This window comes from Kordiimonas sp., assembly GCF_048264555.1.
Classification (GTDB): Bacteria; Pseudomonadota; Alphaproteobacteria; order Sphingomonadales; family Kordiimonadaceae; genus Kordiimonas.
Window position 1 is genome coordinate 360,406 of the sequence record NZ_JBLXCX010000002.1, and the last position, 25,278, is coordinate 385,683.

Consider the following 25,278-nt stretch of genomic DNA (forward strand, 5'->3'; position numbering starts at 1 on the left):
TTCTCTATCGTGTGAAACAAAAAAAGGGGGACGCAGATGCGTCCCCCTTTTTCTATAAATTTATGTCCAGCTATTCTGCGGCAGATGTTTTAGCCACGAAGGAAGGTGTCTCATCCGGTGCGGATTTGGTCTTCTCCTTCGGGCTGGAGGTATGCGCAAAACGGCCTGTAAGCTTGGCGCCTGCCTCAACAGACAGGCTTTCGTGATAAACGTCACCGTCTACCACGGCGCTTTTCTCAAGCCGAACTGAGCGTGCGCGAATTTCGCCGTTTACCGAACCGCGGATTGTGACATTGTCGGCAGAAATCGTGCCTTTAACGGCACCACTTTCGCCCATAACAAGGCCGCCACATGTCAGATCACCCGTAATGCTGCCATCAAGCTGCAACTCTCCGACCGTGCGGATATTGCCTTCAATTTCAACATCTGAACCGATGATCGATGGAGTCGGTGCCGTACCAGGACGGGGCACCGGGTTGTTATTGCTGGCTGGTTTTTTCATGTCTTCCTTGGATTTCGAGAACATCGTTTGCTGCTTTCAAATAGGGCATAGGGTCGCGAACGCGTCCGTCAAACCACACTTCGTAGTGAACATGGGTATCGGTTGCCCGACCTGTTTTTCCCATATCGCCAATACGCTGCCCCAATGTTACCTCTTCATTCTTTTCAACCCGTACTTTGCGCATATGCCCATAGCGGGTTTTGAAGCCGTTACCATGGTCAATCTCGACCATGTTTCCATAGGGGCCGTACCATCCTGCGTGCACCACTTTGCCGGGTGCGGCAGCATAAATCGCTGTGCCAGGCCAACCAGCTAGATCAAGGCCAGAGTGCTTGGCCCAAACCTTTTTGAGCGGATCAACACGACGACCGAAACGGCTGGAAAGATAATATTTTTCCGCCGGCTCCCCTATAGGGAAACTATTCAATGCATTTGTGACCATCTCAAGGCGTTGGCGTTCGGTGAATAGTTCAGCGTAGATATTTCCGTCTTCTTCACTGAAAACTGGCTCAAAAGCGACATCAGCAACAAATGGACCGCCTTGAGCGTCTGCATGCGAGCCAAATTTCTCGATAAGGTCGCTGCTTGCCAGCTTGGTGGGCGCAAGAACACTATCAATATTGGCAAGTTCGCTTACCGCGTTGTCGCGCATGGCTGTAGCAAGGTTGCGTTGCCGCGCTTCCATGTCTTGCAGGCGAAAGAGCAGGTTCTTCCGGCGGTCGATGTTTGAATGCACGGCGGCCTGAGCGCTACCTGTCCCGAAAATACGTTTGATGAAAGTGGAGCTTTGCGACCCTGTACTCAGGTTTTCAGATGTGTCCGGGCCAGTACCTGTTGAGGTCGCAGCTTCAGGCTCTGCATCCATAACCTCAGGTTCGAGCAGGGGAGTCGCTGGGGTCCCCACCATTTCTTCAAGGAATTTCTGGCGCGTTTCCAGCTGCTGGGCACGGCGCTCCACCTCAACCTCTAGCGCGGAGAAGTCACTGGAAAGCGCCTGATACTGCGCGCTCATGGTCGAGATTGTGCGATTTTTTTCCTGAAGCGTAAGATCGCTTGTCAGATAGGCATATGACGTTATGCCACCCCAAATCAGCGAAATTGCGATAGCAGACGCCATCGTCATCTGGGTGTAACTTCCTATGGTAAGGAACCTTACACGGCCCTCACTACGCAGGAACAATTGCCGCTCAGGGAAATATTTTGCCCTAAACGCGTGAAATTTATCTAATAATGTCAACTCGTTAGCCACGTACTGCCCACGCCTCGTCGTTTCCGTACCCTGATACTCAAGGGCCGCCCCTGACCCAACACTATGATTATTATTGTACTATTCCGTTAATTTTGTCTGCATTCCACTCATTTTGAGCGCTTTGGTCAAGCTTCTTATTCTGCTTCAAGCATCTCCGCAAGCGGTTCGTAGAAGCTCGGCGGCATGCCAGCCCGGGTGCGTGCGGGTTTGTTGAACGGTCTTTTCAGGTGGCCATTAAAATATTCCTGCACCAGTTCCTTGAACCAGGCGTCCGCATCCAGTTCCCCTTTTTTGGCCAGATATTTGAACCAACGGGTGCCAGCAGCAACGTGGGCGACCTCTTCTTCATAGATTGTTTGCAGAACCTCTGCCGACGTTGGATCACCGTTCCGTTTGAACTGTTCCACCATCTTTGGTGTTACATCCAAGCCGCGTGCTTCAAGCACCATGGGTACGATAGCCAAGCGAGCAGGAAGGCTATCCTTGGTATCTTCTGCAGACTGCCAGAGACCATCATGCGCGGGTAGGTCACCATAAAAACTGTCATGCGCCTTCAGGCGCGCACTCAGTAGTGCAAAATGACGCGCTTCGTCGTCGCCGACCTGGATCCAGTCATCGGTGAAAGTTTTTGGCATGTATTCGCCAAAACGAGCGATGATGTCAAAAGCCAGATCGATTGCGTTGAGTTCAATGTGGGCGACCGCATGCAAGAGGGCGCGCTTATTGCTTTCGCTGCCGCCCTTGCGCCGCTTGGGCATGTCGCCGGGCGCAAGCAACTGCGGCTGTGGTGGCCTTGCTGGCCTGTTTGGGGGTCTGACGTTATAGTCGTCCTTCAGCTTGCCAGCGCGCCATGCCGCGGCCACAGCACGGGCTGTTTCAGCCTTGGCGCGTGCACGCTCTGTGGTCAAGACAGCAGCAGCCGCTTCACCAATTGTTTTCCAGTCGCCGCTCATGGGATCAAAGAGCTTTCACCGCGTCTAGAACCGCCTGCGCATGGCCTTTAACGCGCACTTTCCGCCAAACTTGACGCACTACGCCTTTGTCGTCGATCAGGTAGGTTGCGCGCTCAATACCCATATAGGTCCGGCCATACATGTTCTTTTCGACCCACACGCCATACGCCTCAGTGGCTGAGCCATCGACATCGGCAGCAAGTTTTACCTTAAGGTCATGTTTGGCGATGAATTTATCGTGCTTCGTTGCTGTATCGCGAGACATGCCAATGACGACTGCACCGGCGGCCTTAAACTCCTCTGCCATGGCAGTGAAATCCTTGGCTTCCGTTGTGCACCCCGGAGTATCATCCTTTGGGTAGAAATAGAGCACAACGTGTTTGCCCCGAAGGGCGGAGAGCGTAATGGTCTCGCCACCATCTGCGGGCAGTGAAAAATCCGGTGCTGGTGCGCCAACTTGTGCGGTCATGCGTTCCTCCTCGATTATTCGTTCTTGTTGATCGCGTCGGTTGCGGGTTTCTCTATCATATCTTGGAACAGACTGTATATGCCTCTTTGATGCGAGAGCAGGTCTTGCCTCAAGTCTTCAAAATTGGCTGATTTGGTGAGGCGGCACAGAGCCTCCCGAATGCCGACAGAGATTTGCGTGTCATCAACTTGCGAACTGCCGAGACAGAGACGGAGCAGTGACTGAACGTTCTGCTCGAATATATGGGCCGCATGCATCTTGCTGGCTTGGTCTGGGCTGAGAGCACCGATATTCGCAAGGCGGTCTATGCTTGTTCCTAGGTCTGCGCTGAATATTTCAGGGTTATGGTGCCCTTCGCGCAGCATCAGATATTGCGTGATAAACTCCATATCGATAAGCCCGCCGCGAACATTTTTTATCGCCCACATGTTCTGGGTACCAAACTGTTCGTTGAGCTTCAGCCGCATATCGTGAACGTGAAGAAGTAGCTGATCAATATCCCGCGGGGCTGTCAGGACTTCCCGGATAGACTTCTCAAGCGGTGCTCGCATGGCGTCAGGCGCAATGAGAATACGTGCCCGAGTGAGTGCCATATGTTCCCAGGTCCAGGCAGACTGGGTGTAATAGTCCGAAAATGTTTTGAGTGTTACGACGAGGGGCCCCTGTTGACCTGAGGGCCGCAACCGGGTGTCGACCTCAAAAAGCCGCCCTTCTGGGGTCAGCGCAGTTATTGCCGTGATGATGTGTTGCCCAAGTCGCGAGAAATACTGGCTTGGTGATAGTGGTTTGGGGCCATCTGATTCAGCGTTCATGTCGGGCACGTGGTAGAGAAAGACGATATCAAGATCAGACGTGTTTGTCAGTTCACGGCCGCCATATTTGCCCATCGCTATCACGGCAATGCCACCACCTTCAAAACGGCCGTGTCGTTCGGCAAAATCGTCCTCGACTGCAGAAATCAGCAATTTAAGCGAAACGTCAGCGAGGCGTGTCATGGCCTCGCCGCTTTCCCGCACATCCGCCAAGGCTTCCAGAAGCTGTACACCGATCCGGAAGCGGCCATCGGCCACAAACCGCCGCACTATATCGAGTATGTCTTGATAGTCCTTGGCGCTGGAAAGCATATGACGCAGATAGTCGCCCAATTCCTCTTCGCTTTCCATCGGGCCGAAGAAGTCAGGCTCCAATACGGAATCCCAAAGTTCTGGCTTTTTGGAGAGTGTTTCTGCAAGCGCGGGCGCGAGGCCCATCATGCGGGCCATCAATCCGAAGAGAGATGGATTGGACTGTAATAGAGAGAAAAGCTGAATACCAGCAGGAAGTTGTGAGATAAATTTATCAAATCGCATTAATGCAGAGTTCGGCTGTTGTGTCTCTGAAAAGGCCGTGAGAAGCCCCGGCAGAATTTGTTCAAGCAGACCTTTCGCGCGCTCGGTCCTTAATGCGCGGTATCGGCCACGACGCCATCCTTCAATCGTTGCTGCGGCGTTCTCAGCGTCATCGAAGCCGAGCGCCTTTAAGCGTTCCGGCAGGTTGGCTTCAGAATATTCCGAGGCTGTGCTTGAGCTTGTTTCATCTGGCAGGAGTTCATCATAGCAAGCGCTCACCTTCTGCGCGTGGCTTCTTAGCGTGTGTTCAAGCTCCGTGGCGGTTTCATAACCCATAAACGTGGCGATGCGGTCAATGGCATCCTGCGTTTCGGGGATAGCGTGCGTTTGCGCATCATCAACCATCTGAATGCGATGTTCGAGTGTGCGAAGGAAACGATAAGCTTCGAGAAGTTCTTTATAGATGCGTGGTTCGATAAGTTGTTCAGTGACAAGGCTCTCTAAGGCATCCAGAGTGCCGCGTACTCGTAGGCGTGGGTGCCGCCCCGCATACAGGAGTTGGTTTACCTGAGCGAAAAACTCGATCTCGCGAATTCCGCCATGCCCGAGTTTTACGTCGTACCCCTCAAAGCTGATATGGGTCTGACCATAGTGCCGGTTAATCTGGTTTTTGATGGCTGCAATGTCCTTGAGCGCGACAAAATCCATGTTCTTACGCCATACCCAGCGCGCCATTGTATCGAGATAATCTTCGCCGGCTTCCATATCGCCCGCAACGACACGGGCCTTGATCATGGCGGAGCGCTCCCAGTTTACAGCCATGGAATGGTAATAGCTTTCAGCAGCATCGGTTGAGATCGCAACGGGCGTGGCGCCCGGGTCAGGCCGAAGGCGCAGGTCGGTACGAAAGACGTACCCGTGCATGGTCCGTTGTTCCATTATCTGAACCAGTTCCTGCGTTATCTTTATAAAGCAGTGACTTATGGTTCTGGAACCAGTGTACTGCGCACGTGTCTTGTCATAGAGCACAATGAGATCGACATCGGATGAATAGTTGAGCTCATATGCGCCAAGTTTACCCATGCCGAGCACAAAATAGCCGCTGTTTTTGCTGAGAGCGGGGGAGACGGGTTCGCTCGCACCACTCGGCCATGCGAGGTCGCCGGCTTTCATGCGTGCATGCAGTAGATGGGCAAGTGCTAGTTCAAGTGCGGCATCTGCGAAGCGACTAAGGGCGGCGGTTACTTGCTCAAGTGTCCACCAGGCGGCAACATCCGCCGCAGCGGTGAGAAGCGCAACCGCTGCCTTTTGGGTGCGCAGGAAGGCCATCAGATCGCCTGTCTGTTCTCCTCCAGGGCGGGCCTCAGCCATTCCCGCCAGAATGTCTTCCAGTTTGTGGCTGGGGTTGCCAGATAGTACCGCAAGAGCGAGCGCGGGTTGACGGCGAGCAATGGATGCAAGGAAAGGGCTGTTGCCAAAGAGCGCTATGGCAAGGTTTTTGTCTACCTTGTCGATCGCTATTGCGTTTTCCTGATTAGAATGCGCAAATTCTTCAAGTGTTGCCCAAATTTCGTCGGCTTTCTGGCTATCATGCGCAGCTGGATAGTTGTGATTATTGGGCATAGGGTGTCAATAGGTCCATAATTGCATTGCGAGATACAGGGAGTGTTCATACCTTGCCGTATCAAATCAAGTGTCTTTCAGTATTGTAGGCGAGGGCATTGAAACGTTCAGTGGGAATAGTCGTTCGGTCTGGGATATGGGTCGCGACAGCGGGATTGCTGCTCGGCACACTACTTTTTGTGCGGCTATTGATTGCGCCCATTGATCTGGGTTTCGCCCGTGATGCGGTTGTAAGCCAAACCAAAGAACTCCTGCCTGGCTGGATCGTAAGTTTCGAAGAGGCTGAAGTCGGTTGGGATTGGCGCCGTGTCAGGCCGTGGGTATCCTTGCAGGACGTTCGCTTCATTGACCGCCGCAACAGATTGACGGCGTTCGTACCTGAAGCGCGCGTAGCTCTCGCGTTCACAGAATTTTTCACAGATGTAAGCTTCTCAAGCGTTGAGATTGATCGGGCACAGGTTCTGGTTTCCAACCTTGGTGGTTTCAGCGATGCGTCCGACAAGGGTACTCTCAATGCGCTGTATGGTGATAGCGGTGTGCCCACGCCAGAGGTGTTCAAGCCAGTGAGCGAGGCATTCAGCCGCTTTGGTGCTCGGCTTCTGAACAACGCGCCGGTGCTTGATCAGGTTTCTTTTACCAATGTGCTCGTAGGTATTGTGCGCACGGAGGGGTTGGAAAACGCAGAATTCGCAGTGCCACGCCTCACGGTGACAAGGCGGCTTGAAACCCTAGCGCTGGACGCCTTGGTGGATGCTCGGTTGGCGGAAACACCCACTCAGATTCGCGTGCAGGGCCAAGCTGAACCTTTTCTTGGGGATATGGAACTGTCGCTGAACTTTAGCGAGTTCAGGCCTTCTTCATTGTCCGCTTTAGCCGAGCTTCCGGAGATTGTCAGCTACCTGAATGTGCCGGTCGCGCTGGATGTTGATCTTGAACTTTCTGCGTCTCAAGGGCTGGAACTTGCGCGCTTTTCGGCGACTCTGGATGAAGGGGAGCTGGTGCACCCGGTCTCATTCCCGAATGGTGCGCAGGTTCGTTACGGCTTGATCACCGGACGATATGAAGCTGGTGAAGATACACTGGTGTTTGATGGGATAGAGCTGGCGACCCAGAACCGCGTGATATCAGGGGAAGGCTTGGTTTATTGGATTGCCAATGAACAGGCCCCAGCGGTGCAGCTTACAGCGCGGGTCAAAGAAGTCACGATCCCGGAAGTACTGCAATACTGGCCGATAAAGTTGCATCCTGACGGTACGCCACGGGGAGCAAGAGCGTGGATAGATGACCACATTACTGAAGGGCGTACCTATAACGTGAGTTTTGAAGTGGACTGGAACCCAGCAACAGGTGGCGGCTTTGATGACGGCAGTCCGTACCGGCTCACCTTCGGCTTCGATAGCCTCAACACATACTATTTGCTCTCAATGCCGGAAATTATTGGCGCGTCCGGTCGGGGTGTACTCACCCGTGATGTTTTTGACCTTGAGCTCACAGGTGGTGCCATAAGGGGAATGCCTATCGCCGGGACTACCATTCATATGGCTGATATTGACGTGCGCAATGGTGCCACAGGTGTATTTGATGTCAGGCTAAGCGGTGATGTCACCACAATCATGGACGTGATTGATCACGACCCGTTGCGGGTGCCGCAGAAAATGGGGTTTGACGTATCGCGCGTGAATGGTGACGCCCATGTGCGCGCCGTTATCTCACTTCCCCTCATCAAGGACCTTCCCGCCGATGACGTGAACTATGAGGTAAACGCGAGCATAATGAATACAACGGTCGCAGATCTGCTTGGCGGTGAAGGACTGACGGAGGGCGATCTCATGCTTCTTGTAAACAAGGACAGCGTCGCAGTTGAGGGTTCAGGCCGGATGAATGGGGTGCCGCTGGCTCTGTACTGGCGAGAAGACCTTAAAACCGCGCGGGAGGACCCTAACGCGGATACTACTGAGATAGTTCTTTCCGGGGCCGTTGATGAGCGTGACATTGCGGCGCTGGGTGTGGATGTGTCGACCTATCTTTCAGGGCAGGTCCTCGCCGAAGCAACGTTTGTGGGCCGTAACTTTGAGTTTAATCGAGGATACTTCTCAGCCGATACCACCGGCGCCGTACTCAAAGAACAGCATCTTGCCTGGCGGAAAGAGCCTTCGTCACCCGCCACAGTCACAGGCACGGTGATTTTTGATGATGGTAAAACCAGTCTATCGCCTTTGATCGTGACTGGTGAAGAGATGGATGTACGAGCTGATATCTGGTGGGCTAGTAAGGATGCTCAGCAGTTTACTGCAGACATCGACATTGCCCGCCTCGGTAACAACAGCTTTAGGGCCTCCGTTGCTGAGGATGAAGATGGGTCCACAACCATCGATATTGCGGGCAAGCAGTTTGATCTCGCGCCGATACTAGACGCGGAGCAGGAGGGCAAAGCCCAAGGAATTGAGAGCGATCTGGAGCGCTTGAATCTCACATTGTCCGTCGACACATTGCTGCTCATGAATGGTGAGAAACAGGATGCCGTTACCTTGAACGGCAGCTTTCTTGGCGGGGCGCCCGAGCGACTGGAAATCAATGCGCTCGTGTTCGGCACCTCCAAGGCTCTGGCTCTCACTATCACTCCGAGTGATGATCAGGCACTGCGCGATTTGCATGTCTCTACGCCAGATGCAGGGCACTTCCTTCGCGGTCTTGGCCTGTTTTCGCACCTGCGGGACGGAGAACTGGAACTCAGCGGCAAAACGTCGGGCTGGGGCAATGATCTCCACATTCAAGGCGAGATCAATATTCGCGATTCGTTCATGGTTTCAAAAAACAAGCTTAGTGATGACGTGAATGAAGGCGTTATCGAGGGGCTGAATGAATATCTGAAAGATGACGCGGTCGAACTTAGTACCATCGAGATGCCTTTCGACTATTCGGAAGGAGTGCTCGATATCAGTAAAATGAAGGCAAATGGGCCGTCGCTTGGCATGACGATGGAGGGGCAGATATCTGCGCGGGCGGAGAAAATTAACGTGAACGGCGTGTTTGTCCCTGCCTATGGCCTCAATGCGCTACTGGGTAAAATACCACTCCTTGGCGCCATCCTGACAGGTGGTGAGGGTAAGGGCATCTTTGGCGTCGCTTACCGCGTGAAAGGACCAACCGCCAGTCCGGAGTTCTCAGTCAATCCGCTTTCGGGTCTTGCCCCCGGTTTCCTGAGGCTGCTGTTTGAGGGGCGCAAAGGAAAGGTCGACGATGTTAAGGACGCGCAGACGCCAGCCAATGATGACGAAGTTGGCGAAATAGTCGAGCCAAAAACAGAAAACCCCGAGCCAAAGCCCGGGGTTCCTAATTAACGTGCGGTGTCTATGAGGTGTTAGTCAGCCTTCACAATCGCGTGGCGCTTCTTGCCTGCGGATAGTTTGATCTGGCCATCTTGCAGCAAATCTGCCGTGACTGTGGTTGTCTCGTCCTCAACTTTAATATCATTGAGCTTGGCGCCGCCCTGTTTGATCAACCGGCGTACTTCGCCTTTGGAGCCTCCGAGGCCAGCTTCAATAAACAGATCGACGACGTTAATGCCGCTCGAAAGTGAGGATAGCGCAAGGTTTACCGTTGGCAGGTCGGCTCCAGCACCGCCTTTTTCAAAGGTTTCCTTAGCGGTTGCTTCAGCCGTGATAGCTGCTGCTTCACCACGTACCAAAGCTGTCGCAGCATTGGCCAGAATGACTTTGGCGTCATTGATCTCCGCACCCTCCAGCGCCTCAAGACGACGAACTTCATCCAGAGGCAGTTCGGTGAAGAGACGCAGGAATTTGCCTACATCTGCGTCCTGTGTGTTTCGCCAGAACTGCCAGTAATCATATGATGGCAGGTGGTCCTCATTGAGCCATACGGCGCCAGACGCGGTTTTCCCCATCTTTTTGCCGTCCGCCGTTGTGATCAGCGGTGTCGTCAGGCCAAAAAGATGCTGGCTCGATGCCCGGCGTGCCAGCTCAATGCCGTTGACGATGTTGCCCCATTGGTCCGAGCCACCCATCTGGAGGGCACAACCGTAACGCTTGCCGAGCTCCATAAAGTCATAAGCCTGCAAGATCATGTAGTTGAACTCGAGGAACGTGAGCGGCTGCTCACGATCAAGCCGCAGTTTCACGCTATCAAACGTGAGCATCCGGTTGATAGTGAAATGGGTACCAATATCCCTCAGGAACGGGATGTATTGAAGGGTATCAAGCCACTCACCGTTGTTGACCATCACCGCATCGGTTTTGCCTTCACCGAACGTCAGAAGGCGGTCGAACACTGTACGAATACCCGCCATATTGTCAGCGATGATTTCATCCGTCATCAACTGGCGGCTTTCATCTCGGCCGGAAGGGTCACCAATCTTACTTGTGCCGCCACCCATAAGCACGATCGGCTGATGGCCAGTTTTCTGGAGCCAGCGCAACATCATGATCTGAACAAGGCTACCCACGTGCAAGGAGCGGGCTGTACAATCAAAGCCAATATAAGCAGAAATCGGTCCCTCAGACATCTTGGCGTCAAGAGCCTCCAGGTCAGTTGCCTGGTGGATAAAGTCGCGTTCGGACAGGATTTGAAGGAATTCCGATTTCAAGCTGGTCATTGATCTCGCCTACTTAAAAGTCAGTCGCAAAATATTGCGGCGTTGTTACAAAAATCGTTTAAGAGCGGGCTGATGTAGCATAGGGTGAGCCAAAGGCAAAGCTATAGCTTCCATCCAACGAGGGAAACGGGTGTTCTATGTCAGTTTTGGGTAAGTCCGGCGAAATCAAATGCGCGATTGGGCTGATGAGTGGCACATCGATGGACGGTATCGATGCAGCAATGATCTATACGGATGGGGTGAAGGTTGAGCGCTTGGGCCCATCGTTGACGCTACCCTATACACCCGCGATGCGAGACCAGGTGAAAAGGGGGCTTAGCCTTGCTACCAGTTGTTCTCACAACACGCCGGTGCCCGAGGATATCAGACAACTTGAGCAGGACCTGACGGACTGGCACGCAGACGCGGTTGACGAACTGCTGGCCGTGACAGGCCACACAGTTGCAGATGTAGATGTTATCGGTTTTCACGGCCAAACCCTGACCCACCGGCCTGACCGACACTGGACGTGGCAGATTGGTGATGGCGGCCGCTTAGCCGGTCGCACAGGCATCAAGGTTGTGAATGATTTTCGTACAGCGGATGTGGCCGCAGGCGGGGAAGGGGCGCCGCTTGTCCCTCTGTATCACGCCGCATTGCTTGGCCGCGCACGCCGCCATGAGGTGGTGGCCGTGCTGAATATTGGGGGCGTGGCAAATGTTACATGGGTTTCGTTTAAGAACGGTGCTGATGACCCGGAGATTGTTGCGTTTGATACAGGCCCTGGCAACGCCATGCTGGATGACTGGGCTGAAATACACACGGGTAAACCAGTAGACATTGATGGCAATCTGGCAGCACGTGGGTTGAACCATGAGGAAGTGGTGATGGGCTTGATGGCATCGCCATACTTTGATGAAAAACCGCCGAAAACACTGGACCGCGACGATTTCAATATTCAAGCGGTGCGGGGCTTATCCGCAGAGGATGGTGCGGCGACGCTTACCAATTTTGTTGTTGAATCTGTTATCTCAGCTCAGAGCCATTTCCCAACACCACCGGATGCGTGGTACGTGACAGGGGGCGGGCGCCATAACCCAACACTGATGCGGCGGCTCAGGCGCCGTATGCCAGTGCTCGTCGATCCGATTGAGGTTTTAGGTCTGCGAGGTGACGCTATCGAGGCAGAGGCCTTTGCATTTCTTGCTGTAAGGTCGTTGCGTGGTCTACCTCTAAGCCTGCCGAGTACAACAGGATGCAGCGAACCAACTACGGGGGGCGTTTTGCATAAACCGAGTTCGCGGCGTGCACGCTGGGGCGGCAAATCATAAAAAAAGGGACGAAAATCGCCCCTCATTTCCAACTTTGTTCTCGTTACTCGCCAGCGCTAAGGCGGAGGTTGAGATATGAGTTCACGGATGCCATCAGGTGATTCAGCTCATTCTCGAAGAAATGATTGGCACCCTTGACCGTATCATGATGAATGGTAATGGCTTTTTGGGTCTTCAGCTTCTCAACCAGCTTCTGGACTGAAATTGGTGTCACCAGGTCATCCTGATCGGCCTGAATGATGAGGCCAGATGATGGACATGGTGCCAGGAATGAGAAGTCATAGAGGTTTGCCGGTGGCGCCACCGAGATGAAGCCCTTGATTTCGGGTCGCCGCATCAGCAATTGCATGCCAATCCATGCGCCAAAAGAGAAGCCTGCGATCCAAGTGCCGGTTGAATTCGGGTTCATTGACTGGAGCCAGTCAAGCGCTGAAGCAGCGTCCGATAGTTCGCCTGTGCCTGCATCAAACTCGCCTTGGCTACGGCCAACACCCCGGAAGTTAAATCGCAGGGTAGCAAAGCCCCGGTGCGCAAAGGCATGGTACAGATAATAGCTGATCTTTTCATCCATCTTTCCGCCATACTGGGGGTTGGAGTGAAGGATCAATGCAACGGGAGCAGTTTCGGTTTTACCGGGTTGATAACGGCCTTCAAGGCGACCGGCTGGTCCACTGAAAATAATTTCGGGCATCTGTGATCTTTGTGCGCTTATAATTAGTTGGCATGATACGGAACAGTTTCCGCGATGAGGTCTTGACCCTCGTATATAGAATTTTGGTACCGAATCGCAAGCAAACTCGTGCGGGAGCATGAATTTAGAATTGAATGCCGGTGGGATGCACCTTATGTCAGGCGCTATGAAAAGCATGGTCTATCTCGATTATAATGCAACTGCACCTATCCGCAGTGCCGTAATAGATGCTGTGGCTGGTGCTATGGCGGTATATGGTAACCCGTCCTCAGTGCATGATGCTGGCCGCAAGGCTAGGGCAATGGTAGAGCAGGCGAGGGCGCAGGTCGCTGCGCTCGCCGGTAGTCGCGCGCGTGATGTTACCTTCTGTTCTGGTGGTACCGAAGCGAGCAATACGGTGATTCGCGGGGCAGGCGCAGCCTCTCTTATTATCTCCGCAATAGAACATGACTGCGTTCGGGCTGCGGCTGCAGCGAGCGGGTTGCCAGTCTTGGAGGTGCCGGTGGATGGTGACGGTGTTGTGGACATGACCATGCTTGAGCATCACCTCAAGGATGCGCCAAAACCTGCGCTGGTGTCTGTTATGTACGCAAACAATGAGATGGGTGCCATTCAACCGATTGCTGATGTTGCAGCTTTGGCGCGGGAGCATGGCGCACGCGTCCATACGGATGCCGTGCAGGCCGCAGGCAAGATCATGATCGACCGCGCGGCACTCGGTGTCGACTATCTAACGCTTTCTGCCCACAAGATTGGCGGTCCGCAGGGTGTAGGGGCGATTATCTCAGCGCCTACAGCGCCGTTGCAGGCACTTATAGCTGGTGGTGGCCAAGAACTTTCCCGTCGCTCCGGCACGGAAAATGTTGCGGGCATTGTCGGCTTTGGCGTGGCGGCGCTCGAGGCGATGGCTGAGCTCGGCAAAGGGGCGGAGTTAGCAGCTATGCGGGACAGGCTGGAAAGCGAAATCAAAAGCCACACCAATGCGGCACAGATTGTGGCTGAGCGGGTGCCCAGGCTTAACAATACAAGCTGTATTGCGATGCCAGGTGTTAAAGGCGAAACGCAGGTGATGCATTTTGATCTTAACGGCATTTGTGTCTCAAGCGGTTCCGCCTGCTCGTCAGGCAAAGTGAAAGTGAGCCATGTGCTGGATGCAATGGGCTATGAAGCGGGAGTGGCTGACGCTTCTGTCCGAATTTCATTGGGCTACGGAACGACCGATAGTGATATCGACAAGTTTATCAGTGCCTGGAAAACTCTCTATGACCGCACGGCAGTACAGGGATAGATGATGACGAAGCCCATCTACCTTGACTATCAGGCTACAACACCTCTCGATCCGAGAGTGTTGGAAGCCATGATGCCCTTTTTTACCGAAAAATTTGGTAATCCGCATTCAAACACACACACCTACGGCTGGGAGGCGGACGCGGCTCTTGATATCGCACGCGAACAGGTTGCCGAGGTGATTGGCTCGCAGAGTGACGAGATCATCTTCACTTCAGGCGCGACGGAAGCGAATAATCTTGTGATTAAAGGGGTGATGGAGGTTTGGGGCAGAAAACGACCACATTTGGTCACGGTGGTGACGGAACACAAGTGCGTGCTTGAGGCCGTCATGGCCTGCAAACGCCAAGGATATGAGGTTACCGTTTTACCCGTTAAGAAAGACGGCCTTGTAAATTTGGATGACGTGCGTGATGCGGTAACAGAGAGAACTGCGCTGGTGTCCGTTATGGCTGTGAACAATGAGATTGGCGTCATCCAGCCCCTTGCAGAGATTGGCCGGTTGGCGCGCGCAAAAGGCGCCTTGTTCCATAGCGATGCCGCACAGGGATTCGGTAAAATACCGTTAAATGTGAATGCTTTGGGTCTCGATTTCATGAGTATATCAGGCCACAAGATATACGGACCTAAGGGCGTGGGGGCGATCTATAAACGTTCTGGGCGCGCTAGATCACTAGCACCGCAGATGTCTGGTGGCGGACAGGAAGGCGGCGTAAGGTCCGGCACCCAGGCTCCTGGGCTTGTTGCAGGGCTTGGCGCGGCCGCAGCCTTGGCGCTTACGGATATGACCCAGGAGGCCGGGCGATTAGAGACACTGATGACAAGGCTGAAGCTTGGGCTCCTTGACGCTGCCCCGGACATTATTGTGAACGGCAGTGAACAAAAACGATGGGCAGGGAACCTGAACGTCAGTTTTCCCGGGATTGATGGCGATATGCTACTCGCAAGTGTGCGTGGGTTGGCTCTTTCAAGTGGCGCTGCGTGCGCATCAGCGGTTAGCGGGCCATCTTATGTACTGTCAGCATTGGGGCGCAGCGAGAGTGAGAGCAAATCGGCACTCCGTATTGGCATTGGTCGTTTTACGACAGATGAGGAAATCGACCGTGCAGTCACAGTGTTTCAGAAAGCGATTATCTCGCTCAGGAAGGGGGCAGCATGAGTAAAATCACGGTCACTTTTATTCATGCAGACGGTTCGGAGCAGCAGGTTGAAACGGAACAGAATGTTACCGTGCTGCAGCTCGCTCACGAACTGGGCCTTGAGATGGAAGGGGCGTGCGAAGGGAACATGGCATGCTCAACCTGCCATGTAATCGTTGAAGACAAGGATTTTGAACGCTTGCCAGCCGCCTGCGAGGATGAGGAGGAGATGCTCGACCTTGCTGTTGGTTTGACAGCTACATCAAGGCTTGGGTGTCAGGTGTTGCTAACAAGTGAGCTAGATGGTATCCGCCTGTTTTTGCCAAAGGCGACGCGGAACATGATGGGCTTTTAGTTGGCTGTCATTGCAAGGGTAGTGTCTTCGGGGGGACTATGGCTTCTACTGCTAAGGATCGGTTTGAGAATAACAGTCTTTATTCAGAGATTGATTATAATAAAATCGAGCACTGTAATGTCTATTATAAGCGGATACTGAATTCCGGTGGTATCCCTCTGCCCAATTTTTGTAAGGAAATAACAAAAGAGCGGCGGGACGAACTGGACGATAACCCCAAGATTGCACCAGAAAATGCACGGGAAAGAGATTTTCTGCGTTTGATGAGTTTTGTCAGGTTTTCAAGGAAGGCTCCCCAGCATAAGTTGGCCCAGTACGCTCGTATTCTACTCCGGCAGTATCCGGGTGATATAACCTTGCGGATCACCATAGCTCAAACTTATATGCAGCGCGGGTTTTATAGTGCTGCGGCGCAATTGCTGCAGACAGCTTGCGAGCTGGATCCTGAAGATGTTAACTCTCTGGCAAAGCTCGGTTTAATGGCATCGCTGGCGGGGGATCATGGTCGGGCGCTATCTTGCGCGCGTGTTGCGCTCAGTAAGGGAGAGCACCTGTCGCACACCATGCCAAAGGCTTTCTTGTTCGGAAATCTGTTGATTGGGCGGGGCGCTCTTGTGCAGCCCTTTGATTCACGAGGGCTTCTTGATACTTATCCAGAGACATATGATTCAGCGCTAAATGGGGAAGCCAACCCTTTGGCTGATATTTTTGAGTTTGTTGATGAGCCAGAAACACTCCCTGATCAACCTGTTGTCTTTTTCTCATGTGACAGCGGATATTTTGAGAGGTTTGGGCAGAACCTCTTGATGTCGATGAGTGGATGCCATGAAAAGGTAACACTCCATGTGCACCTCATTAACGGTAGTGTAGAGAATTTTGATTGGTTAAAAGAATTCAGCGATCAGAATGCTGTAACGCTCATCGTCTCCCACGAGTTGCACGAACAAGGAAGCTTGGCGAAGCAAGTAAGCTACCTAGCGTCAAATCGGTTTATCTTGGCGCCCTATTTCCAAGATCGATTTAAACGAGACTATCTAATTTTGGATGCAGACTCTGTCCTCAACAGTGAGGACCGTTTGTTTGAGTTCTTTGAGAGAGTATGTGATCCGGCGCTATATTATATCGAATTTGGACCAGTATGGGACATGATCTCCGCTCCCTTTGTATATCTTCCGTATGGGCACCTTGTGACCGAGAAGCTTTCCCTGTCCTGCAGGCATTATCTCCTGTCAGTTTTCGGAGACACCAATAGACGGGGCTTCTGGTATGTGGATCAGCTTGCCCTTTTTGGTGGTTATCTCAGATTTTCTGACAGCATCCAGCTTATTGCAGGTGCTGTTCTCTCAGATACAGAATGCTCTGATGACGCTATTTTCTGGACCCTTTCCAATGACAAGGAGGTCCCCAAATACGTGAAAAGGTGTAATAGTATCAGGAAAGCACACGCGAAATAGAACGGTTCACTTTCTTGAAAGTTTTGCAGGAATGGTTATCTTTAGCTGAATAAATATAAATAGCGCGAGGACATAATCATGACGAGGAATACTATTTTTCTGGGGGTTTTGGGGCTCATTGTTGCAGCAGCAGCGGTATCAAGCTGGATGTCGGATGATCCGTCCTATGAGGATAGCTGGCAGCTCGCTGGCGAAAATGATCTGGTAATTGAAAGCGATAGCCGCGAAATTGTCGTTCACTCGGGCGACGCGGAGATCAACTGCAAAACCAATGGCGGTAGCGTAACCATTGAACGCCCAAGCGGCAAAAAAATCACCATTACCTGCGACGAATAATATAAAGCGTTATGAATGCTGCCTGAGCGGCTATTCGAATCGCTCAGGCAGGTGATCGTCATCGATCAGATCGGTAAAGCGGGTGCATTCTTTCTCGAACGCCAGATGCACGGTCCCCACAGGGCCGTGCCGCTGTTTGCCGATAATCACTTCAGCTTTGCCGTATAGTGCCTGCATTTGCGCTTGCCATTCTGCGTGTTTGGTCTGGTCGCTCTCTGATGGCTGTTCTTTCTCTTTGTAATATTCCTCACGGAATACAAACATGACCATATCGGCGTCTTGCTCGATCGAACCTGACTCACGAAGGTCAGAGAGCATCGGGCGCTTGTTCTCGCGCTGCTCCACACCACGGCTGAGCTGAGACAGAGCGATAACAGGAACATGAAGTTCTTTTGCTAAGCCTTTGAGACCACGCGTAATTTCTGAAATCTCCTGCACGCGATTTTCTGCGGATGTTCCCTTGCCGGAGCCCCTGAGAAGTTGCAGGTAATCGACGACGACGAGCCCTAGATTGTGCTGGCGCTTGAGGCGTCGCGCGCGGTTTCTCAGCGCGGCAATTGTCAGTGCAGGGGTGTCATCGATAAAAAGCGGTGTATCTTCAAGCTCAATAGCCGCACGTGCAATCGCCTCAAACTGATCCTGGGTCAGTTTACCTTGACGCATGGCGTGAGATTGTATGGGGTCTGGCCCGTTATAGTGCCGGTTTGCAATGTCAGACAGGATACGAGCAGCCAACTGATCAGCTGACATCTCGAGGCTGAAGAAGCAAACAACAGCGCCTTTCGAGCGTTCAGGTTCAATGCCCGCGAGCATGTCATCTGCATAGCGCTTGGCGGCATTAAACGCGATATTGGTGGCGAGCGCGGTTTTCCCCATGGCTGGACGTCCAGCAAGAATCATGAGGTCCGAGTTATGCAGCCCGCCAATCTTTTCATTCAGTCGTGTAAGACCCGTGGTGACGCCTGAAAGGCTATCCGGGTCCTTGTATGCGTTCTCAATGTTCTCTACCGCTGTTCTAAGTGCGCGGGAGAAGGCTTGCGCCCCTGTTTCGGCCTGCCCAAGTTCGGCAAGGTCAAAGAGCTGTTTTTCAGCGTCGGATATCTGTTCGCTTGCTTCGGCGTCAACGGGAGCGTCATACGCGTCGTTGACCATCTGTTCCCCGATCTGGATAAGCGCACGGCGCATGGCGAGATCATAGATGGTGCGACCGTAATCTTCTGCGTTGATGATCGTGGCAGCAGATGCAGCGAGACGCACCAGATATTTCGCACCGCCGACATCAGCCAGTGCTTCATCGTTATCAAAATAGGGCTTCAGTTTTACCGGGTCTGCAATCTGGTTCTTGTCCATCAGCTTAAGGACAGAATCGTATATGCGCCCGTGAACGGGCTCAAAGAAGTGCTCTGAAAGGAGGAAACCCTGAACCTTTTGCGCGGCTTCATTGTTGACGAGGATCGAGCCGAGTAGGGCCTGTTCCGCCTCCAGGTTGTGAGGTGGTTGGCGGTAATGCGGCAACTGATCTTCGTCGTTGGCAGCGTCTGATTTCAGCGCTTCCATAAGGAGCCCTCCGTGGTGGTGTTTCCCTGAGCCGGGTATTGTGCAGTGCGTCTGCGTCCCGTTTGAGGCGCGACCATGCCATAGGGAAGGTGAGGCAGAAACAGCTAATTCACCTTTTCCACCACAAAGTTATCCACAGAGGTATAACTTTGGGGATAACTGAGCTTTTTGAGCATAGGCATAAAAAAAGGCGGCTCGAAAGCCGCCTTTTCCGTGGATATATTGGTAAGATTAAGCGTCAGCTTTTTCAGCGTCGTCTTCAGCGGCAGCAACCACTTCTTCAACAGCTTCTTCTGGTGCTTCCTCTTCGAAGAGGTCTTCAACAACTTCTTCTTCAACCAAGTCTTCATCGTCAGACACGCCGCCTGTAACAGCAGAGCCAGTTTCAAACTGGGTCTCAGCTTCAGCTTCAGAGCGAGCGATGTTAACAACAACGGTCTTGGAAACTTCAGGGTGCAGACGAATGACAACGTCGTGCAGGCCAAGAGTTTTGATCGCGCGGTCAAGAACAACCTGGTTGCGGTTGATCGCAACACCGGCTTCGGTAACAGCATCAGCAATATCGCGGCTTGATACAGAACCATAAAGCTGACCGCTTTCACCAGCGGCGCGAACCATAACAACTTTGAGGTCGCCCATTTTTGCTGCAACAGCTTCAGCTTCTTTACGACGCTCAAGGTTTTCAGCTTCAAGGCGAGCTTTATCAGCCTCAAACGCAGCTTTGTTCGATGCAGTTGCACGAAGAGCTTTGTTTTGTGGCAGCAGGAAGTTACGGGCAAAACCGTCCTTAACGGTTACGACATCGCCCATCTGGCCGAGTTTCTCGACGCGTTCCAGCAGGATGACTTGCATTTTATGTCTCCTTTAGGGTGAGCGATTAGCTGACGATAAACGGCAGCAGGGCGATGTTACGGGCGCGCTTGATCGCTTTAGCGAGTTCACGCTGTTTCTTTGCAGAAACGGCTGTGATCCGGCTAGGTACGATTTTACCACGCTCAGAAACATACTTCTGAAGCAGTTTTACGTCTTTATAATCAATTACTTGTGCATTTTCACCGGAAAACGGACACGTTTTACGACGGCGGAAAAAAGGACGACGAGCAGCCATTAGCGGGGCCTCCTTTCACCACGGTTATCACCGCGATCACCACGGTCGCCACGTTCTGGGCGAGGGCCGCGGCGCTCTTTGTCAGCTTTAGCGCGAAGCACGATAGAATCGCCAGCTTCAAGCTCTTCTACACGGATGGTCATGAAACGGATAACGTCTTCATGAAGGCGTGCTTGACGCTCCATCTCGGCAACAGCTGCGTGCGGCGCATCGATGTTCATAAGAACATAGTGGCCTTTGCGATTCTTTTTGATTTTGTATGCGAGGTTCTTGAGACCCCAGTATTCGGTCTTAGCGACCTTGCCTTCATTCTCCTCAATGATCTTGGAGAAGTCGGCAGTGATGCTTTCCACCTGCGAGGCATTTACGTCCTGCCGCGCGATGAAAACATGCTCGTAAGTAGCCATGTTTTGCTCCTAATTGCTGATCGTTCACCAGTCGCAATGACGGGTGCCTCCAGCTCTCCTTAACAAAAGCCCTTGGCCCCAGCGGGGCAAAAGACGGGCCTCTATAGCGCCATGACAGGTTAAATGCAAGGGAAAGCCTGCCATTGGCGAATAAAATCCTCTAAACTCTTGCACTGACGCTACGGCATGTGCCATTTGGCGCTAAAGAGATGGGCAATCGGAGGTGGTTTATGACCCGCGCACTCGTGTTCCCCGGCCAAGGCAGCCAATTTGTCGGCATGGGAAAATCGTTAGCAGATGCTGAAGAAGCAGCACGTCTTGTTTTTGAAGAGGTGGATGACGCTCTCTCTCAGAATCTTTCAAAAATCATGTGGGAAGGGCCGGAGGACGATCTCCGTTTGACCGAAAACACGCAGCCCGCCCTCATGGCTGTCTCCATGGCAGTGATTAGGGTGCTCGAGGCTGGTGGTAAGAAGGTCGAGCACATTGCAAGCCATGTGGCGGGTCATTCCCTTGGCGAATATTCTGCGTTAGCCGCCGCTGGTGCGTTCTCCATTTCAGATGCTGCACGGCTTCTGAAGCTGCGTGGTCAGGCGATGCAGCGGGCTGTGCCTGTGGGTGAGGGTGCCATGGCGGCCATTCTCGGTCTTAGCCTTGAAGATGTGAACGCGGTTGCGGAGGAAGCATCCGACGGCCAGGTTTGCGTCACCGCAAATGATAACTCTGACGGCCAGGTCGTGGTGTCGGGCCACAAGGCTGCTGTTGAAAGGGCTATTGAACTTGCCAAAGCAAAAGGTGCAAAGCGCGGACTGTTGTTACCAGTTTCTGCACCGTTCCATTGCCCGCTTATGAAGCCAGCAGCGGATGAAATGAAAGATGCGCTTGCAGACGTCGCCATCAACCGGCCAGTGGTCCCTGTCATTGCGAACGTAATAGCCGCGCCGATCAGCGAACCGGAAGGTGTTCGTACGCTACTCGTTGAACAGGTCACCGCTGCCGTACGTTGGCGTGAGAGCGTGGCTGCATTTGGATCACTTGGGGTTCATGAGGTGGTTGAGGTAGGAGCTGGGAAGGTGCTTACTGGCCTTGTGCGGCGTATTGATCGTGATCTCGCCACAGTCAACCTGCAGGATCCTGCTGATATCGATACGTTTGCAGCGTCATTATAAAGGTCTAAGGGGTAAATTATGTTTGATTTAACGGGCAAGAAGGCACTGGTAACCGGTGCAACAGGCGGCATTGGCGCTGCGATCGCTAGTATGCTGCACGCGGCGGGGGCTGAGGTCGCTATCTCTGGTACGCGTGCTGAGAAGCTGCAAGAGCTAGCCGCAAGCCTTGGCGAGCGCGTGTATATTGTGACGGCGAATCTGTCTGATCGTGCGAGCGTGGACCAGTTGGTTAAGGATGCTACAGAAGTGCTCGGTGGTGTCGATATTCTCGTCAATAACGCGGGGATCACCAAAGATAATCTCGCAATGCGTATGAAAGACGAGGATTGGGACAGCGTCATGCAGGTCAATCTCGAGAGCTCTTTCCGGCTTATCAAGGGCCTAATGCGTGGCATGATGAAATCACGCTGGGGCCGGGTCGTTAACATTACTTCTGTGGTTGGCGTCACAGGCAACCCGGGGCAGGCGAACTATTGTGCGTCCAAAGCGGGGATGATCGGCATGTCCAAATCCCTGGCGTCAGAGCTTGCGAGCCGGGGAATCACAGTAAACTGTGTGGCACCAGGCTTTATCGCAACGCCGATGACGGATGTGCTTAATGACGAGCAGAAGGCTGCGATCACGAGCGGCATTCCAAGCGGGGAGCTGGGATCGCCAGAAGATATTGCAGCGGCGGTCTTGTATTTGGCCAGTAGCGAAGCAAAATATGTCACGGGCCAGACTTTGCACGTCAATGGCGGTCTGGCGATGATTTAATTTTGATTGGTTTTTGGTGCTTTTTTGTTTTGTCCCAAAGACCAATAGTTGGTAGAGGTAGTGCCAAGGCGCTTGCCATAAAAACATAACAGTGTCTTCTCAAAGGGAAGAAACTGTGTTACTAGCGCCCTCGATGCGGGCGATCTGGCTCAAGATTGCTAGGATTTCCGCAACACGGGGGGGCTTCAAACAAGGGACTGTCCCCTTACATTTCGGTGTAAAAAACGAGGAAAAAAGCAATGAGCGATATCGCCGACAAGGTGAAGAAAATCGTAGTCGAGCACCTCGGTGTTGACGAAGATAAAGTAACCGACACCGCTAGCTTCATTGACGATCTGGGCGCTGACAGCCTGGATACCGTTGAGCTGGTTATGGCGTTTGAAGAAGAATTCGGTATTGAGATCCCGGACGATGCAGCTGAAAAAATTCAGACTGTAAAGGACGCGATCGACTTTATTAGCGCGAATTCCTAAGCTGAATCTGTTATTCAGTGGGGCAACAGCCGGGCCGCGGGGTTAGGCTGTTGCCCTTTTCATTTTCTGTCAGGTTTGGGCCGATCGATTGAATTGAGGATGGACAGATGAGACGAGTAGTAGTTACAGGTTTGGGTATGGTTTCGCCGCTGGCCTCCAGCGTTGATGAAACCTGGAAGCGTTTGATTGACGGTAAATCTGGCGCAGGGCCAATCACCCTTTATGATGCGAGTGATTTTCCATGCAAAATTGCGTGTGAGGTGCCCTTGGGCGACGGCAGCAACGGCACATTTAATGCCGATGACTGGATGGAGCCGAAAGACCAGCGCCGCGTAGATAATTTTATTATTTTTGGTATGGCTGCTGCGATGCAGGCTGCTCGCGATGCGGGGTGGGAAGATCCTGGTGAGGAAGAATGCCTGCGCACCGGTGTTATGATTGGTGCTGGTATCGGTGGTTTGAGGTGGATTGCGGATTCGGCGGTTCTCTTGCACGAACGTGGTCATCGTCGGATTAGCCCGCACTTTATTGCTGGCTCGATCATCAACCTTGTATCCGGAAACGTGTCTATCAAATACGGCTTTAAAGGGCCAAACCACGCACCGGTAACAGCTTGCTCGACGGGGGCGCACGCCATCGGCGACGCGGCACGTTTGATTATGCTTGATGACGCAGATGTCATGATTGCAGGTGGCGCGGAAGCGTCGATCTGCGGCATCGGTATGGCAGGCTTTAGTCAGGCAAAAGCGCTTTCAACCAAGTACAACGACACGCCAGAGCAGGCTTCGCGCCCGTGGGACAAAGGCCATGACGGTTTTGTCATGGGCGAAGGTGCCGGTGTTGTTGTGCTTGAAGAACTTGAGCACGCCAAGAAGCGTGGCGCTAAAATCTATGCTGAGGTGACCGGCTACGGCATGTCAGGTGACGGATATCACGTGACAGCACCCGTGCCAGACGGAAACGGTGGCTACCGCTCCATGCAGGCAGCGGTGAAGCGGGCAGGCATCAACATTGATGAGATTGACTATATCAATGCGCACGGCACTTCTACGCCGGTCGGTGACCCAATTGAGTTTGGTGCGGTAAAGCGTCTGCTTGGTGATCATGCGGCGAAGGTTGCCATGTCGTCGACGAAGTCATCAATCGGCCACCTGCTTGGTGCTGCCGGGGCGGTTGAAGCGATTTTCTGTATTAAAGCGATCCAGGACAATATCGTACCGCCAACCCTGAATCTGCATGACCGTGCAGATGGGTGTGAGGGCATCGACCTCGTGCCTCTGGTTGCGCAGGAGCGTGACGTTAAGGTAGCGCTGTCCAACTCATTCGGGTTTGGCGGTACCAATGCGTCTCTCGTGATGCGGGAATACAACGGCGACTAATAATATCGCCTGAAGATATCAAGACCGGCTTTGGAACCTGAAACTAGCCTGATAGGCTAACATCATGATCCAGAGCCGGTTTTTTATTGTCTGCTTGTTTGTTGTGCTCATGTTCGCGATGGCGGCAAGTGTGGCATGGGGTGTGGCACGCGCCATTTTAGACCGACCCGCTCAGACAACCGAAACCCAGTATTATTATATCGCCCCGGGCAACGGGCTGTTGCGGGCAAGTTATGTGGCGAAGCAGCAAGGTCTTGTTGCTGCAAACTGGCATTTCAGGCTTGCGGCGCGCCTTCTTGGCATGGAGCGACGTTTGCAGGCGGGCGAGTATGAACTGGCTGCCGGAATCAAGCTCACGGAGGTCTTTTCCAAGATTGGAAACGGCGATCGCTACATGCGGCGCTTGGTGGTGCCTGAGGGGCGCAGTGTGGCGGAAGTTGAGGCGATACTTAAAGCCAGCTTTGGCCTCGATATGACAGGTTACACCCGTCCGCCCGAAGGCAGTTTGCTGCCGGATACCTATTTTTATGAACGTGGCGACAGCGCTAAAAACCTCATTGGCCGAATGCAAGCAGCCCTATGGGCTGAGGTCGACAGGCTTTGGCCAGACCGCGACAACGCCTTGCCAATTCAAAGCCCTGATGAGGCCATTATCCTTGCTTCAATCGTGGAGAAAGAAACCGCTGTTGCGTCCGAGCGACCCTTGGTGGCTGCGGTGTTCGTAAACAGGCTGAAGCGTGGCATGCGCCTACAATCAGACCCAACGGTGATTTACGGCATTACGAACGGCGAGATGCTCGACCGTCCTATTTTGCGTTCGGATCTGAGCGAGGTAACACCTTATAATACCTATCGGGTTGGAGGGCTACCGCCCACGCCGATTGCAAACCCCGGCAAAGCATCAATCGCGGCCGTGCTTAAGCCAGCAGATGTATCTTATCTGTATTTTGTGGCGGATGGTAGCGGCGGCCATGCGTTCGCAAATACACTTCAGGAACATAACCGTAATGTGGCGCGTTGGCGTCAGATCGAAGCCAAGTCGAGACGATAGCTATCATGTGGTACGTTTTGGGGTGCCGTTTCCCAATCTGGCTCTCTATAGTGCGCGGGTAGTTTATTGA

General features: G+C 53.0%; 23 protein-coding genes. 12 read left to right on the forward strand and 11 right to left on the reverse strand.

Annotated features, from left to right (window positions below; genetic code table 11):
- Positions 1-70: 70 nt before the first annotated feature.
- The 5 genes from ACN0XZ_RS06765 to ACN0XZ_RS06785 form a co-directional block, all read right to left on the reverse strand.
- A complete protein-coding gene (locus tag ACN0XZ_RS06765; RefSeq protein WP_417456974.1) occupies positions 71-502 on the reverse strand; it encodes a bactofilin family protein in 432 nt (143 codons plus the stop codon).
- Positions 480-1,751, reverse strand: a complete 1,272-nt coding sequence (locus tag ACN0XZ_RS06770) for a peptidoglycan DD-metalloendopeptidase family protein (RefSeq protein WP_417456975.1) — start codon at positions 1,749-1,751, stop codon at positions 480-482. Before ACN0XZ_RS06770 ends, ACN0XZ_RS06765 begins: the two co-directional genes overlap by 23 nt.
- Positions 1,752-1,885: 134 nt before the next feature.
- On the reverse strand, positions 1,886-2,704 hold the full coding sequence (locus ACN0XZ_RS06775) for a ferritin-like domain-containing protein (RefSeq protein ID WP_417456976.1): 819 nt from the start codon (positions 2,702-2,704) through the stop codon (positions 1,886-1,888).
- 4 nt (positions 2,705-2,708) lie between these two features.
- Positions 2,709-3,173 carry a thioredoxin-dependent thiol peroxidase gene (gene bcp / locus ACN0XZ_RS06780; protein WP_417456977.1) on the reverse strand — a complete coding sequence of 155 codons (465 nt, stop codon included), beginning with the start codon at positions 3,171-3,173 and terminating at the stop codon, positions 2,709-2,711.
- A gap of 14 nt (positions 3,174-3,187) precedes the next feature.
- Entirely contained in the window at positions 3,188-6,124 is a 2,937-nt protein-coding gene (locus ACN0XZ_RS06785) for a bifunctional [glutamine synthetase] adenylyltransferase/[glutamine synthetase]-adenylyl-L-tyrosine phosphorylase (protein WP_417456978.1), read from the reverse strand.
- Between the two features lie 98 nt (positions 6,125-6,222).
- Between ACN0XZ_RS06785 and ACN0XZ_RS06790 the strand changes: the two genes are divergently transcribed.
- Entirely contained in the window at positions 6,223-9,465 is a 3,243-nt protein-coding gene (locus ACN0XZ_RS06790; RefSeq protein WP_417456979.1) for an AsmA-like C-terminal domain-containing protein, read from the forward strand.
- Positions 9,466-9,485: 20 nt separating this feature from the next.
- Here ACN0XZ_RS06790 and tyrS read toward each other — a convergent pair whose 3' ends face one another.
- Complete coding sequence (gene tyrS / locus ACN0XZ_RS06795; RefSeq protein WP_417456980.1) at positions 9,486-10,736, reverse strand: tyrosine--tRNA ligase; 1,251 nt, start codon at positions 10,734-10,736, stop codon at positions 9,486-9,488.
- A 137-nt stretch (positions 10,737-10,873) separates the two neighbouring features.
- Between tyrS and ACN0XZ_RS06800 the strand changes: the two genes are divergently transcribed.
- On the forward strand, positions 10,874-12,046 hold the full coding sequence (locus tag ACN0XZ_RS06800; RefSeq protein ID WP_417456981.1) for an anhydro-N-acetylmuramic acid kinase: 1,173 nt from the start codon (positions 10,874-10,876) through the stop codon (positions 12,044-12,046).
- A gap of 43 nt (positions 12,047-12,089) precedes the next feature.
- Here the strand turns inward: ACN0XZ_RS06800 and ACN0XZ_RS06805 are convergent, their stop codons facing one another.
- A complete protein-coding gene (locus ACN0XZ_RS06805) occupies positions 12,090-12,737 on the reverse strand; it encodes an alpha/beta hydrolase (RefSeq protein WP_417456982.1) in 648 nt (215 codons plus the stop codon).
- Positions 12,738-12,891: 154 nt separating this feature from the next.
- Between ACN0XZ_RS06805 and ACN0XZ_RS06810 the strand changes: the two genes are divergently transcribed.
- From ACN0XZ_RS06810 to ACN0XZ_RS06830, 5 genes are all read left to right on the forward strand, one after another.
- Entirely contained in the window at positions 12,892-14,025 is a 1,134-nt protein-coding gene (locus ACN0XZ_RS06810; protein ID WP_417456984.1) for a cysteine desulfurase family protein, read from the forward strand.
- Between the two features lie 3 nt (positions 14,026-14,028).
- Complete coding sequence (locus ACN0XZ_RS06815; protein WP_417456985.1) at positions 14,029-15,183, forward strand: cysteine desulfurase family protein; 1,155 nt, start codon at positions 14,029-14,031, stop codon at positions 15,181-15,183.
- Positions 15,180-15,518: a ferredoxin family 2Fe-2S iron-sulfur cluster binding protein gene (locus tag ACN0XZ_RS06820; RefSeq protein WP_417456986.1), complete on the forward strand. Its 339-nt coding sequence runs from the start codon at positions 15,180-15,182 to the stop codon at positions 15,516-15,518. Before ACN0XZ_RS06815 ends, ACN0XZ_RS06820 begins: the two co-directional genes overlap by 4 nt.
- 38 nt (positions 15,519-15,556) lie before the next feature.
- Positions 15,557-16,972, forward strand: coding sequence for a tetratricopeptide repeat protein (locus ACN0XZ_RS06825; RefSeq protein WP_417456987.1), 1,416 nt, complete (start codon positions 15,557-15,559; stop codon positions 16,970-16,972).
- A gap of 78 nt (positions 16,973-17,050) precedes the next feature.
- Positions 17,051-17,308, forward strand: a complete 258-nt coding sequence (locus ACN0XZ_RS06830) for a hypothetical protein (protein WP_417456988.1) — start codon at positions 17,051-17,053, stop codon at positions 17,306-17,308.
- Positions 17,309-17,338: 30 nt separating this feature from the next.
- Here the strand turns inward: ACN0XZ_RS06830 and ACN0XZ_RS06835 are convergent, their stop codons facing one another.
- From ACN0XZ_RS06835 to rpsF, 4 genes are all read right to left on the reverse strand, one after another.
- Positions 17,339-18,865, reverse strand: a complete 1,527-nt coding sequence (locus tag ACN0XZ_RS06835; RefSeq protein ID WP_417456989.1) for a replicative DNA helicase — start codon at positions 18,863-18,865, stop codon at positions 17,339-17,341.
- A 231-nt stretch (positions 18,866-19,096) separates the two neighbouring features.
- Complete coding sequence (gene rplI / locus ACN0XZ_RS06840; RefSeq protein ID WP_417456990.1) at positions 19,097-19,717, reverse strand: 50S ribosomal protein L9; 621 nt, start codon at positions 19,715-19,717, stop codon at positions 19,097-19,099.
- A 25-nt stretch (positions 19,718-19,742) separates the two neighbouring features.
- Positions 19,743-19,973 carry a 30S ribosomal protein S18 gene (rpsR, locus tag ACN0XZ_RS06845; RefSeq protein WP_020399103.1) on the reverse strand — a complete coding sequence of 77 codons (231 nt, stop codon included), beginning with the start codon at positions 19,971-19,973 and terminating at the stop codon, positions 19,743-19,745.
- The gene (gene rpsF, locus ACN0XZ_RS06850) at positions 19,973-20,380 is read right to left on the reverse strand and encodes a 30S ribosomal protein S6 (RefSeq protein ID WP_417456991.1); all 408 of its coding nucleotides are present in this window, start codon (positions 20,378-20,380) and stop codon (positions 19,973-19,975) included. Before rpsF ends, rpsR begins: the two co-directional genes overlap by 1 nt.
- Positions 20,381-20,610: 230 nt before the next feature.
- On the opposite strand from rpsF, the gene fabD reads away from it, so the two are divergent.
- From fabD to mltG, 5 genes are all read left to right on the forward strand, one after another.
- Positions 20,611-21,549 carry an ACP S-malonyltransferase gene (gene fabD / locus ACN0XZ_RS06855; RefSeq protein ID WP_417456992.1) on the forward strand — a complete coding sequence of 313 codons (939 nt, stop codon included), beginning with the start codon at positions 20,611-20,613 and terminating at the stop codon, positions 21,547-21,549.
- An 18-nt stretch (positions 21,550-21,567) separates the two neighbouring features.
- On the forward strand, positions 21,568-22,305 hold the full coding sequence (fabG, locus tag ACN0XZ_RS06860) for a 3-oxoacyl-[acyl-carrier-protein] reductase (RefSeq protein WP_417456993.1): 738 nt from the start codon (positions 21,568-21,570) through the stop codon (positions 22,303-22,305).
- A 239-nt stretch (positions 22,306-22,544) separates the two neighbouring features.
- Positions 22,545-22,778, forward strand: coding sequence for an acyl carrier protein (locus tag ACN0XZ_RS06865; protein WP_194212262.1), 234 nt, complete (start codon positions 22,545-22,547; stop codon positions 22,776-22,778).
- A gap of 107 nt (positions 22,779-22,885) precedes the next feature.
- Positions 22,886-24,157 (forward strand): beta-ketoacyl-ACP synthase II, encoded by a 1,272-nt coding sequence (fabF, locus tag ACN0XZ_RS06870; protein ID WP_417456994.1) that lies wholly within the window; start codon positions 22,886-22,888, stop codon positions 24,155-24,157.
- A gap of 64 nt (positions 24,158-24,221) precedes the next feature.
- On the forward strand, positions 24,222-25,208 hold the full coding sequence (gene mltG, locus ACN0XZ_RS06875; protein ID WP_417456995.1) for an endolytic transglycosylase MltG: 987 nt from the start codon (positions 24,222-24,224) through the stop codon (positions 25,206-25,208).
- Positions 25,209-25,278 lie beyond the last annotated feature (70 nt).

Coding starts and splice junctions, on each gene's coding strand:
- ACN0XZ_RS06765 (WP_417456974.1), bottom strand. CDS start 502: ATGAAAAAACCAGCCAGCAATAACAACCCGGTGCCCCGTCCTGGTACG.
- ACN0XZ_RS06775 (WP_417456976.1), bottom strand. CDS start 2,704: ATGAGCGGCGACTGGAAAACAATTGGTGAAGCGGCTGCTGCTGTCTTG.
- bcp (WP_417456977.1), bottom strand. CDS start 3,173: ATGACCGCACAAGTTGGCGCACCAGCACCGGATTTTTCACTGCCCGCA.
- ACN0XZ_RS06785 (WP_417456978.1), bottom strand. CDS start 6,124: ATGCCCAATAATCACAACTATCCAGCTGCGCATGATAGCCAGAAAGCC.
- tyrS (WP_417456980.1), bottom strand. CDS start 10,736: ATGACCAGCTTGAAATCGGAATTCCTTCAAATCCTGTCCGAACGCGAC.
- ACN0XZ_RS06800 (WP_417456981.1), top strand. CDS start 10,874: ATGTCAGTTTTGGGTAAGTCCGGCGAAATCAAATGCGCGATTGGGCTG.
- ACN0XZ_RS06805 (WP_417456982.1), bottom strand. CDS start 12,737: ATGCCCGAAATTATTTTCAGTGGACCAGCCGGTCGCCTTGAAGGCCGT.
- ACN0XZ_RS06810 (WP_417456984.1), top strand. CDS start 12,892: ATGTCAGGCGCTATGAAAAGCATGGTCTATCTCGATTATAATGCAACT.
- ACN0XZ_RS06815 (WP_417456985.1), top strand. CDS start 14,029: ATGACGAAGCCCATCTACCTTGACTATCAGGCTACAACACCTCTCGAT.
- ACN0XZ_RS06820 (WP_417456986.1), top strand. CDS start 15,180: ATGAGTAAAATCACGGTCACTTTTATTCATGCAGACGGTTCGGAGCAG.
- ACN0XZ_RS06825 (WP_417456987.1), top strand. CDS start 15,557: ATGGCTTCTACTGCTAAGGATCGGTTTGAGAATAACAGTCTTTATTCA.
- ACN0XZ_RS06830 (WP_417456988.1), top strand. CDS start 17,051: ATGACGAGGAATACTATTTTTCTGGGGGTTTTGGGGCTCATTGTTGCA.
- ACN0XZ_RS06835 (WP_417456989.1), bottom strand. CDS start 18,865: ATGGAAGCGCTGAAATCAGACGCTGCCAACGACGAAGATCAGTTGCCG.
- rplI (WP_417456990.1), bottom strand. CDS start 19,717: ATGCAAGTCATCCTGCTGGAACGCGTCGAGAAACTCGGCCAGATGGGC.
- rpsR (WP_020399103.1), bottom strand. CDS start 19,973: ATGGCTGCTCGTCGTCCTTTTTTCCGCCGTCGTAAAACGTGTCCGTTT.
- rpsF (WP_417456991.1), bottom strand. CDS start 20,380: ATGGCTACTTACGAGCATGTTTTCATCGCGCGGCAGGACGTAAATGCC.
- fabD (WP_417456992.1), top strand. CDS start 20,611: ATGACCCGCGCACTCGTGTTCCCCGGCCAAGGCAGCCAATTTGTCGGC.
- fabG (WP_417456993.1), top strand. CDS start 21,568: ATGTTTGATTTAACGGGCAAGAAGGCACTGGTAACCGGTGCAACAGGC.
- ACN0XZ_RS06865 (WP_194212262.1), top strand. CDS start 22,545: ATGAGCGATATCGCCGACAAGGTGAAGAAAATCGTAGTCGAGCACCTC.
- fabF (WP_417456994.1), top strand. CDS start 22,886: ATGAGACGAGTAGTAGTTACAGGTTTGGGTATGGTTTCGCCGCTGGCC.
- mltG (WP_417456995.1), top strand. CDS start 24,222: ATGATCCAGAGCCGGTTTTTTATTGTCTGCTTGTTTGTTGTGCTCATG.